Below are 10,478 nucleotides of genomic sequence, written 5' to 3'. Positions count from 1 at the left end.
GGCGCGGCATGCTCTGCATCAGGTCCTCGTCCTCCAGGACCTCCTCGGGACGATCGTGCGCCCGCACCCGCTCGAGCAGGACCAGCGGGAACGCGGGCAACACGTGCCCGGGCGGCGCTTCGGCGGGACTGCGACTGCTGGGGTGACTCATTGCTCCTCGACTGCCATGCCATGGACGCGACAAAATGGCACGGGAACCGCACCGGGCAAGGGCAGGCACGCCCCTCGCATGGCTGGCACCCCCGGATGGCCGCGCGATCGGGTGGATGGGCAGGGTGCGTGCGCGCGGCCCAGGCCAGAGAATGAACCGAGCCGGGAAAGGACTCGCTGTGGACGAGAACTGCGTATTCTGCCGCATCATCGGCGGGGAAGAGATGGTCAGCCTCGTTTACGAGGACGACGACGCGATCGCGTTCCTGGACATCCAGCCGATGAGCCGGGGCCACACCCTGATCGCGACCAAACAGCACTACGAGACACTCTTCGACGTGCCCGAAGACCTCGCCGCGCACTGCATCGCCCTGGCGCGGCGGCTTGCGCCCGGACTGCGCTCCGCGACAGGGGCTCCCGCCATCAACCTGTTCTGCGCCAATGGCGCCGCGGGCGGGCAGGACGTGCCACACTTTCACCTCCACATGATTCCGGTGCAGGAGGGCGAGCCCTTCGCGCTGCAGCTGCCGATGGAGGGCGCGCCGATCCCGCAGCGGGAAGAGCTGGACGTGACCGCCGCCCGGATCAGCAGGGCCCTGCAGGACAGGCAGAAGGAGCGGGTCGGGGCGCTGAACGGCTGACGGGGCGAGGGGCCGGCGAGCGGGCCGTCTTCTGCTCCGTCTACTGCTCCCCGCGGCCGATATGCAACTGTTCGCGGAGATTGTTGGTGGATCCGCACAGAGTGAGACGTGTGTGGCGCATTTCTGCATGCCTGCGAGCGCCTGGCGCCCGCACCGAGAAATTCGCAGTAGGCCCGCACCAAACAAGGTCCGCGAACGCACCAACAATCTCCGCGAACAGTTGCAGACGGAGCGGCAGATCGGGTAGCCGCAACCCGTGACACGCTCCGCGCCCCGCAGTCGCGTACCGCGGCCCACGCCGCAGTGGCGGCGCCGCGACCTTCCGGATTAGCTTCGCTCCCATGAAGCGGAGCCCCATCTTCGATCCCCCGGAGTACCTCGACTGGACGGCCGACCCGGCGCTGGTCCGGGCGTTCCGGGAGCGCGTCCACTCCGATCCTGCGCGGGCGGAGGTCGTCGGCTCGCTGGACGAGGACACGCTGCTCGCACTATACGCCGGCATGGTCCGCTTCCGGCTGCACGACTACGCGCTCAAGCGCTGGGTCCGGCAGGGGGTGATCTCCAAGGCCTGGCTCGGCACGGGCGAAGAGGCCGTGACGATCGGCGGCGTACACGCGCTGGACCGGGAGCGCGACGTCGTGGGTCCCATGATCCGGAATGCCGGGGCGCTGCACGAGATGGGGATGCCGCTGGTCCAGTGCCTGTGCGGCTACCTGGCGACCGCGGACAGCCCGAACCGGGGGCATGACGGGCACATCGGCGACCTGGCGCGCGGCATCCTCGCGCCGATCTCGCACGTCGGTGAGACGGTCCCGCTGGTGACGGGGGTGGCGCTGGCGTTTCTGCAGCGCGGCGAGCCGCGGGTGGCGCTCACCTGGGTCGGCGACGGTTCCACCAAGACCGGGATGGCGCACGAGGGGCTCAACCTCGCCGGCGTGCTCCGCGTTCCGGCGATCTTCGTCGTCCAGAACAACCAGGTCGCACTCGGCACGCGCGTCGACCAGCACCAGGGTGGCGACTTCCGGGCCTGGCCGCGGATGTACGGGCTGCACGGCTTCGAGGTGGACGGCAACAACGTGCTCGACGTCTATGCGGCGACGCGTATCGCTGCCGAGCGCGCGCGTGCCGGCGACGGCGCGTCGCTCATGATCGTGGAGACCTTCCGGATGGGTGGTCACGCAACGCACGACGAGGCGGAGGCGCGCCGCACATTCGCGCCCGAGCTTTTCCGCTTCTGGGGTGCGCGCGATCCGATCGGGATGTACGAGGCCTATCTCGAAGAAGAGGGCATCGCGCGCTCCCGGCTGGAAGCGATCGAAGCGGGCGTGGCTGCGGAGATCGAGGCCGCGATCGAGGAGGCATTGCAGTCCCGGAACGATCGCATGCCGGCGGGCCCCGAATGCGAACTCCCCGGCTTCAGCGACGGCGTACGCCAGCCGGGGCTGGCGGCGCGGCTGCCGTCGTAGGAATCGGCGCAGAGCACACGACTCTGCGGCACGTCCGCTACACCCCCGGCCCTCCGGCACGTCCACACCCTGGCCCCTCGGGCACGTCCGCTACACCCCTGCCCCTTCCGCCACCTGCAGGAACGACGTCAGGATCGCGTGCGTCAATCCCCAGATCACGTACTCGCCGTACTGCAATGAGGGGAAGCTCCGGCTCTCGCCGTTGCCCAGCTCGATCAGCAGCTCGGAGACGGCGTTTTCTTCGCGCAGGGCGGAAAGCGGCACCCAGAGCGTCGCATCCACCTCGATCCCGTCCGGCTGCGCGAGCGAGCCGGGTGGCACGGCGAGCACGAAGGGTGAGATGACGATGGGCGGCAGGCGCGGGTTACCGGGCGCGACGTCGTCCAGCCGACCGATCAGGGTGCCGACGCGCGCGAGCGGCAGGTGCGTCTCCTCCTCCGTTTCGCGGGCGGCGGTGGCGAGCAGGTCTTCGTCGTCGGGCGCGCGACGGCCGCCCGGCAGCGCCATGTGGCCGCTCCACGGATCGGTCTCGCGCTCCGCCCGCTTGATGAGCAGGATCTCGAGCTCGTCGCGCGGACGGAGCACCAGTGCGACTGCGGCTTCGCGGTCCTGTGCACGGCGCGGCGCGGCCGCGGCCGGCCGCTGCTCGAACGCGCGCAGCAGTGCGACCAGCCGCGCGTCATCCGGCTCGCGATTCATCTGGAACATCCTTTTCCGACGCCCCGCAATTTGTGCTCTCCTCCCGGGCGGCCGGCAGTCCGTAACCCTCGGCTCTGGACCGTTTTGCGAGGGAGCATCCGCGCGCCGTCAGTGTAGTAGAATCCGTGGCAAAACCGACTCCGCGCATGCGCGCGCGCATCCTGGATCGTTACGGGCGCCGCTGCGTCTACTGTGGCGGATCGTTTCCTGCCGTGGAGTTGACGCTGGACCACGTCGAGCCGCTCCGCATCGGTGGTGATCAGTCCGAGGGCAACCTCGTGACGTGCTGCCGCAGTTGCAACACGGAGAAGGGTGGAGAAGCGGCGTGGCGCTACCTCGCGCGATACCCGGAAAAGCGGGAGACGTTTCTCTCACTCGCGACGGGTGTCTGGCCGCGTCTGCGACGGGCGATCGAAGAGGCGGCGGTGCTGCAATCGCGCCGCGGCAGCTAGGGTCGCGACGAACTGACAACTTGCTACGGACTCGATGAAGAGGCTCCTGCGACGCACGATGATGATCGCATTCGCGATCGGCGCCGCCGGCTGCGCGCAAAGCGATGCAGACCGGTTCAGCGGCGAGGTGCGTCAGGGTCTCGACGAGGGTGCGGCGGCGGCGGCGGTGTGGATCGAGGAGGCGCGCACGACGCAGCCGTCGGACGAGTCGGTGATCGCGGCGGGCTATCTCGAGCGGCTGCGCCTCGGCCTGGGCAGTCCCTTCCGTCTTGCCGACTACGCGCTCGCCGATCCGCGCCTCGCGCCGCCCGTGCGCGAGCGTGTCGCGTGGGCGATCCTGCGCAAGACGCTGGAGCAGCAGAGCTACCAGATCGATCCGCGCGCATTCGATCGGCTTTCGCAGCCGGGAGGACCCGGCAGCGGCGCTGCGCATCTCGACCTGATTACCGACGCAATCTCGGAGTCGCCCGATCCGCGCACGGGTGAGCTCGCCGTCCGCCTCGCGTATGCACTCGCCAGTGCGGAGGGCTCACTCACGCCGGGTGCGACCAAGCTCGCCGCGCAGGCAGCGGCGCTCGTGCGCGACCGTACCCTCGCCGCGGAGGACGTCCGGCAGCTGCTGCAGGCCTCGGAGGCGTCCGGCGTGCCGGCCTTCGAGCTGATGCGTCGCTGGCGGCAGGATCGGCTGTTCCGCGTCGAGCAGCCGCAGCTGGCTGCGTCCGCACCGGATCGCGAGCGGTCCGCGATGACACTCGCGCCCCGGCTGGCCGAAGCACTGCGCAAGCTGCCGCTGCGACCGCAGGAGTCGCACTCCCACGAGCATGCGCAGGGGTCACTGCTGAGCGACGTCGCCGCGCAGCGTCTCATCGCCATCGGCGACAGCATGGAGACGCCGCCGCAGGCGCCGGTCGCGATCGCGGCGCGCATGTACCGGCGCGAGCTGCTGGACCAGCCGTGGGTCTCGGCGGCGGAACGCGCGGCGCGCACGGAGTTCATGCAGAGCGCCGTCGACGAGGAGGCGTTTGCCGCGGAGCTTTCACTGCTCGTATCGGCGGGTCCCCACGACATCGCTCCCGCGCTCGCGGCGGTTGCGGGTGCCGTCGGGCTGCGCAGCTATGCGCAGGAGCCGGTGTGGTTCCCCGGCTTCGGTGGTCCGTCCGCGCGTGAGCTGGCGGAGCGCTACGGCATCACGGCGATCACGTACTCGGATTCGATCCCCGCTACGTGGCGGCCGTACCTGCGTCGCATGATCGACCTGGCCTTTGCGGACCTGCGCCTGGTCATGCCCGCGCTCGACGTGAGCGGGCTGCGGGTGCACTTCGGCAGCAGTCCCGAGAACGTGCCGACGCTCGCTATGCACGATCCGTCGCGGCGTCGCCTGCTGCTGCCGCCGCCGACCGCGGCCGGCACCATTGCGCACGAGGTCGCGCATGATCTCGACTGGCAGGTCGCGCTGCGGCGCTACCGTGTTCGCGGCGATTACGCGAGCGATCGCGCGACGCGCGGCCGCGGTGACCGGCTCGCCATGCATCTGCGGGATCTCGCGAGCGGGCTGCTCGAGGCGCCGCGGCCGGGTGAGCCGGCGGTGCATGCGACGCGGCCGGCCGAGGTGTTCGCTCGCAGCATCGACTGGTTCGTCGCCGTCGCACTCGCAGAAAACGGCCGCAGCAACGGGTACCTGTCGAGCGTGCAGGACGACATCCTGACCGGCTACGGCACGGTTCGGCCGCCGGACGTGAGTGGCAGCGCGGGTGACGCGCTCATGACGATTCTGGACGAGGTCGCGCCGGTCTATCCGCGCACGCGCCAGTGGTTCATGCGCACGTACGGCACGGCCCGCGCGCTGACGCCGTACGACCTCGTGCGGCACGTGCTCGAGGCCGATGACAATGCGAGCGGGAACGCGCTCGCTCCGCTCAGCCTGGAAACGGGCAGTGCCGGGACGGTGCGTGTCGTTGCAGTCGCACAGGCGCGCGACGATGCGTTCAGCGCGATCGATCAGTGGGTCTGCCGGGCGCCTGCGGCGTCGCACGACCGGGCACTGGAAGAAGCGCGTCGCACGCTGGTCAGCGAAGCCGCCTCGGCACGGGGGCGCGGCATCGCCCTCGCGCAGGCGGAGCAGATTGCCGGTCCGCGCGGGAAGGCCTGGATGATGCGCGCGTTCTACGGCGCGCCCTGGCCGCCCGTCGAGCTGGACGAGGGCACGCTCGAGCTGCTCACGCCGATCGCGGAGTCCGTGCTGGAGCTGTCAGTCGTGCGTGAGGAGCTGCCGAAGGACGTGTTCCGGCTCGCGCGGATCCAGCGCGACTGCGCCGACGCCCCCTTCGCGGTGGTGCAGTAGCTACACGCCCGGCACGTTCGCGCCCCAGACCAGCTTGTGGAGCTGGAGCTGGAAGCGCGCGGGCAGCCGGTCCTCCAGGATCCACTCGGCCAGGTCCCGCCACTCCACGGCCCCCCATACGGGAGAGAACAGCAGGGCGCGCAGTGTCCCCGCGCGGACACGATCGTCCAGGCCATGCTCGCGGATCACGCTGCGCGCCCACTCGTAGTCCGCGCGGTCCGTGACCACGAACTTGATCTCGTCGCGTGCCGTCAGGTGCTGGAGGTTGCTCCACAGGTTCCGGGCGCTTTCGCCCGAACCGGGACACTTGAGGTCCATGATCCTGTGCGCGCGCGGATCCAGCGGCGCGACGTCCAGTGCGCCGGACGTCTCGACCAGCACGGTGAACCCGGCATCCAGCAGCCGCTCGACCAGCACGAACGCGTTGCGGTGAACCAGCGGCTCACCGCCCGTGAGCTCCACGACCGGCGTGCCGATCTCCCGCACGCGCTCCACGATGGCGTCGAGCGTCATCTTCTCGCCGCCGTGGAATGCGTACTCCGTGTCGCACCACACGCAGCGCAGGGGACAGCCGGTCAGCCGGACGAACGTGCAGGGCACGCCCGCCCAGGTGCTCTCGCCCTGGATGGAATGAAAGATCTCCGTGACACGGAGGAACGGTGCTGCAGACTGCTCGGTCATGGTTCCGGCGTCGAGGCCGCGAGGCCGCCGCTACTTCCCGTTGAACATGAAGCCGAGCGGCGATTCCCGGAGCACGGCCTTCACGATGAAGAACATGTTCGCGGGCCGCTCGGCCATGCGCCGCATCAGGTACGGGTACCAGGCGCCGCCAAAGGGTACGTACACCCGAACCCTGTACCCGGCACTCTGCAGTTGTTCCTGCAGGTCGCGGCGCACGCCGTAGAGCATCTGGAACTCGAAGGCATCCTTCGGGATCTGGTGGCTTTCCGCCCAGGCGCGCGTGGCGTTGATCATCTTCTCGTCGTGCGTGGCGATCCCGGGGTACGTACCGTCGGAGAGCAGCAGCTTCATGAGCGCGACGAAGTTCGCATCCACCTCGGTCTTCGCCTGGTATGCGACCTCGGGCGGCTCGACGTACGCGCCCTTGCAGAGCCGGACGCGCGCGCCCAGCTCGTTCGCGAGCTTCACGTCCTGCTCACTGCGCCGCATGTAGGACTGCAGCACGATGCCGACATTGGTGTAGCCTTCATCCCAGACACGACGGAAGTAGTCGATGGTCCGCTGCGTGTAGGCGCTCGACTCCATGTCCAGCCGCACGAACATGTCGTGCGAGCGCGCGGCATCGAACACGCGCGTCACGTTCTCGTGCAGGAACGTCTCGTCGATGTCCTGCCCCATCTGCGTCAGCTTGAGCGACACGTTGGCGTCCAGCTTCTCCGCCGCGATGCGGTCGATGACGCGCAGGTAGGTGTCGGCGGCCTGGCGGGCTTCTTCGCGGCTCGAGACCGATTCGCCCAGGTAGTCGAGCGTCACCTTCATGCCCGCGCGGTTCAGCGCACGGGCGGTTGCTATGCCTTCCTCGATCGTCTCGCCGGCGACGAACCGGCGCGCGACCGTCCGGGCGCCCGGCGCGTGCATCGTGAACGAGCGAGCGAGCGAGCTCTCGCTCAGCATGATGAGAAAATCACGCATCGTCAGTCTTCCCTCTCGAGCTCGCGGCGCCTCTCGATCGCGGCGTCCAGCTCGCTCCGGATCTCGTACAGTGTCAGCTCACTGGCGGCCTGGCGTGCTGCAGCCTCCGTAGCTCCGGAAGCAACGTCGCCGGACTCCAGGTGTCCCATGATGCCGGCGCCGGTCGCGGCCCAGCGAAGAAAAATGAGAAAGGCGACCCATGGCCGTTCGGCGTCGCCTGTTTCCTCGACCTCGATATCGACCGTGTACGGCTGCCCGTCGGAGCCTTCGAAGGCCGGCACGCGGTCGTGCATCTCGATGTAGCCACCCAGGGTGAGGTCCGTGGCTTCGACCTCCGCCCCGGTCAGCGCGCGTACGACGTCCAGCTCCTCCTCATCGGCGTCGTCCTCCGGCATGGAGAAGAGCGCGTCCCGCTCGAGTCGCTCGTACAGATTCCCGTTCTCGTCACTCATGATGCTCCTGCACGGCAAGTTTCATGGCCCAAAGGTAAGCGGTGGCGCCAGCGGTTGCACGCCGGTAGAGTAGCAGCCATGACACGTTCCATGAGAGCGGCACTCTTCCATGAGCACGGCGGGCCGGACGTCCTCCGAATCGAGCAGGTGCCCGTGCCGGAGCCCGGCCCGGGCGAGGTGCGGCTGCGGGTCGAGGCCGCGGCGCTGAACCATCTCGACCTGTGGGTGCGACGCGGGCTGCCGATCCAAACCACCATGCCCCACATCGGCGGCTCGGACGTGGCCGGACGGATCGACAGGGCAGGGGCCGCCGTGACCGGGCTCGACGCCTCTGCCCGCTACGTCGTGGACCCGTCGCTCGGCTGCGGCGCCTGCGAGTGGTGCGCGCGTGGCGACGTGCCGCTCTGCGAACGCTTCCGGATCCTCGGCGAGCACACCGACGGCGGGTTCGCCGAATACGTCGTCGTCCCCGCCGCCAACCTGTTCGCGGTGCCGGATTCGCTGCCGCTCGCCGAAGCCGCCGCCGCGCCGCTCGCAACACTGACCGCGTACCGGGCACTGGCGACGCGCGCGCGGCTGCAGCCGGGTGAGTCGGTCCTGATCACCGGCGCGTCCGGTGGCGTTTCGACGGCAGCAATCCAGATCGCGAAGCACATGGGCGCACGCGTCTACGCGGTGACCACGGCGGAGCACGCCGAGCGCGTGCGCACACTCGGCGCGGACGTCGTGTACGACCGCAGGCAGGTCGACTTCTCGCGCGAGGTCTGGCGTGAAACGAACAAGCGCGGCGTGGACGTGATCCTGGACAGCGTCGGCGAAGCATTCTTCCAGAAGAACGTCCGGGCACTGGCGCGCGGCGGTCGCCTGGTTGTCTACGGCGCGACGACTGGCCCGACCGCACAGCTCGATCTGCGCCTGGTGTTCTGGAAGCAGATCGAGGTGCTCGGCTCCACGATGTCGACGCCGACGGAGTTCCGCGCGGCCATGGCGCTGGTGGTGCAGGGTGCGGTGCGGCCGGTCGTTGACAGCGTGATGCGACTCGACGACGCCGCCGCCGCGCACCAGCGGCTCGAGGAAGGCGCCGCGTTCGGCAAGATCGTGCTGCAGCCATGAGCGGGCAGGACGATCTCGAGTGGACGCTGCTCGACGCGAGTGTGGTGGGCGAGTTCAGTGCGTTCCGGGTCTGCCGCCACACGGTGCGGTCCCCGCGCGACGGCTCCGTGCAGCACTTCGACGTCGTCGACCGGCCCGACTGCGTGCAGGTCATTGCGCACGCACCGGATGGGAGGCTGATCATGGTGGAGCAGTTCCGCCACGGCGTGCGTCGCCTCTCACTGGAGTTTCCCGCAGGCGTGCTCGACCAGGGCGAGACCCCGGTTTCAGGAGCGATGCGTGAGCTGGAGGAGGAGACGGGTTACTGCGCAGCAGGAGGTTCCGTGATCGGCATGGCCGACCTGGACCCCGCGATCGAGACGAGCCGCCTGCACATCGTCCGGCTGGAGCGGTGTATACCGGACGGCTCGCAGGACCAGGATGCCGGCGAGGTGATCCGGGTGCGGCTCGTGGGGGAGAATGAGGTCGACGGCCTCATCGGTAAGGGGTCGATCTCGTCGGTGTCGGCCATCGCCGCGTGGTATTTCTGGCGAAGTGCTGGTGGCACGTCCCGATACGGATGATCGTGTCGTTCCTGGCGAGCGAGGCGCGCGGCGGAACGTGGCAGCACCCGAGCGAGCGGTCACTGCTCCGGAGGCGGCTTCGTGGTCCAGCGGTCCGCGTCTCTCGTCCGGTACTTCTCGAGCACCTGCTCGAACGCGGCCTGCAGGTCGATCTTCTGTTCGTTGGCGATGGCGATCAGGACGAACAGGATGTCGGCGAGCTCCAGGGCGAGGTCCTGTTCGGGCTCGCCGGGCTTCTTGGGCTTGTGGCCGTAGCGGTGGTTCAGCTCGCGGGCGAGCTCACCGACTTCCTCGATGAGCCTGGCCAGGTTGGAGAGGGGCGGCCAGTAGCCCTCGGCGAATCGGCCGATCCACTGGTCGACCGCCTGCTGGGCGTCACGCAGGGTGACGGGTGGCTGCGAGCTCATGCGTGACGCGCTCGATTTCCTCTTCGGTGTTGTAGAAATGCGGCGAGATCCGGACGTAGCCAGGCCGATGATCGACGATGATGCCGCGCTCAGCGAGTCGTGCAACGGCGGCCGCGGGCTCGTCGTGCGCAACCATGACGATCGCGGAGCGCCGGGCTGCCTGCTGCGCGCAGCGCACCTCGAAGCCGTCGGCGCGCACCCGTTCGATCAGCATCTCGGTGAGCTGCGCATTGCGTGCGCGGATGCTGGTGATGCCGATCTCGTCGACGATCTCCTGTGCGCCGAGCGCGGCGTGCACCGTGGGCAGCGCAGGTGTGCCGAGCTCGAAGCGGCGGGCATCGTCGCGGAACTCGAAGTGGCGCGTGTCGAAGTCGAACTGGTCGCGCGCGCCGAACCATCCGGCGCACTGCGGCTCCAGCTCGCGGACCAGGCTGTCGCGCACGTAGAGGTAGGACAGCCCCGGCCCGCCCATGAGCCACTTGAGCGGTCCCGCAATGAAGATGTCCGCGTCCGCGGCCCGCACGTCGCACGGCACCTGTCC

12 protein-coding genes are annotated in these 10,478 nt (G+C 69.2%); 6 read left to right on the top strand and 6 right to left on the bottom strand.

The genetic code is table 11. The features are described from left to right. The first annotated feature begins 329 nt into the window (after positions 1-329). Positions 330-791: an HIT family protein gene (locus VFU06_11355; protein ID HEU5209977.1), complete on the top strand. Its 462-nt coding sequence runs from the start codon at positions 330-332 to the stop codon at positions 789-791. Between the two features lie 341 nt (positions 792-1,132). Then, positions 1,133-2,257 (top strand): thiamine pyrophosphate-dependent dehydrogenase E1 component subunit alpha, encoded by a 1,125-nt coding sequence (locus VFU06_11350; protein ID HEU5209976.1) that lies wholly within the window; start codon positions 1,133-1,135, stop codon positions 2,255-2,257. Between the two features lie 90 nt (positions 2,258-2,347). On the opposite strand, the gene VFU06_11345 is transcribed toward VFU06_11350, so the two are convergent. Next, positions 2,348-2,956: a CoA pyrophosphatase gene (locus VFU06_11345; protein ID HEU5209975.1), complete on the bottom strand. Its 609-nt coding sequence runs from the start codon at positions 2,954-2,956 to the stop codon at positions 2,348-2,350. Between the two features lie 125 nt (positions 2,957-3,081). Between VFU06_11345 and VFU06_11340 the strand changes: the two genes are divergently transcribed. Continuing rightward, the gene (locus VFU06_11340) at positions 3,082-3,408 is read left to right on the top strand and encodes an HNH endonuclease signature motif containing protein (GenBank protein HEU5209974.1); all 327 of its coding nucleotides are present in this window, start codon (positions 3,082-3,084) and stop codon (positions 3,406-3,408) included. Between the two features lie 34 nt (positions 3,409-3,442). Beyond that, entirely contained in the window at positions 3,443-5,749 is a 2,307-nt protein-coding gene (locus tag VFU06_11335) for a hypothetical protein (GenBank protein ID HEU5209973.1), read from the top strand. Here VFU06_11335 and queE read toward each other — a convergent pair whose 3' ends face one another. The 3 genes from queE to VFU06_11320 are packed head-to-tail and all read right to left on the bottom strand — an operon-like array spanning position 5,750 to position 7,854. Then, the gene (gene queE, locus VFU06_11330; GenBank protein HEU5209972.1) at positions 5,750-6,430 is read right to left on the bottom strand and encodes a 7-carboxy-7-deazaguanine synthase QueE; all 681 of its coding nucleotides are present in this window, start codon (positions 6,428-6,430) and stop codon (positions 5,750-5,752) included. Positions 6,431-6,460: 30 nt separating this feature from the next. Beyond that, positions 6,461-7,402 carry a proline dehydrogenase family protein gene (locus VFU06_11325; protein HEU5209971.1) on the bottom strand — a complete coding sequence of 314 codons (942 nt, stop codon included), beginning with the start codon at positions 7,400-7,402 and terminating at the stop codon, positions 6,461-6,463. Positions 7,403-7,404: 2 nt separating this feature from the next. Further along, on the bottom strand, positions 7,405-7,854 hold the full coding sequence (locus VFU06_11320) for a hypothetical protein (protein ID HEU5209970.1): 450 nt from the start codon (positions 7,852-7,854) through the stop codon (positions 7,405-7,407). A gap of 90 nt (positions 7,855-7,944) precedes the next feature. Here VFU06_11320 and VFU06_11315 point away from each other — a divergent pair, with 90 nt between their 5' ends. Both VFU06_11315 and VFU06_11310 read left to right on the top strand, forming a co-directional pair. Next, positions 7,945-8,967, top strand: a complete 1,023-nt coding sequence (locus VFU06_11315; GenBank protein ID HEU5209969.1) for a zinc-binding dehydrogenase — start codon at positions 7,945-7,947, stop codon at positions 8,965-8,967. After that, positions 8,964-9,530, top strand: a complete 567-nt coding sequence (locus tag VFU06_11310; GenBank protein ID HEU5209968.1) for an NUDIX hydrolase — start codon at positions 8,964-8,966, stop codon at positions 9,528-9,530. Before VFU06_11315 ends, VFU06_11310 begins: the two co-directional genes overlap by 4 nt. Positions 9,531-9,589: 59 nt before the next feature. On the opposite strand, the gene VFU06_11305 is transcribed toward VFU06_11310, so the two are convergent. Both VFU06_11305 and VFU06_11300 read right to left on the bottom strand, forming a co-directional pair. Further along, positions 9,590-9,937 carry a nucleotide pyrophosphohydrolase gene (locus VFU06_11305; protein ID HEU5209967.1) on the bottom strand — a complete coding sequence of 116 codons (348 nt, stop codon included), beginning with the start codon at positions 9,935-9,937 and terminating at the stop codon, positions 9,590-9,592. Next, a partial coding sequence (locus tag VFU06_11300) for an aminotransferase class V-fold PLP-dependent enzyme (GenBank protein ID HEU5209966.1) occupies positions 9,906-10,478 on the bottom strand: 573 nt, incomplete at its 5' end. The genes VFU06_11305 and VFU06_11300, both read right to left, overlap by 32 nt.

It is taken from the genome of Longimicrobiales bacterium (assembly GCA_035764935.1).
Lineage (GTDB): Bacteria > Gemmatimonadota > Gemmatimonadetes > Longimicrobiales > RSA9 > DASTYK01.
This window is presented reverse-complemented; position numbering and strand designations above follow the sequence as displayed.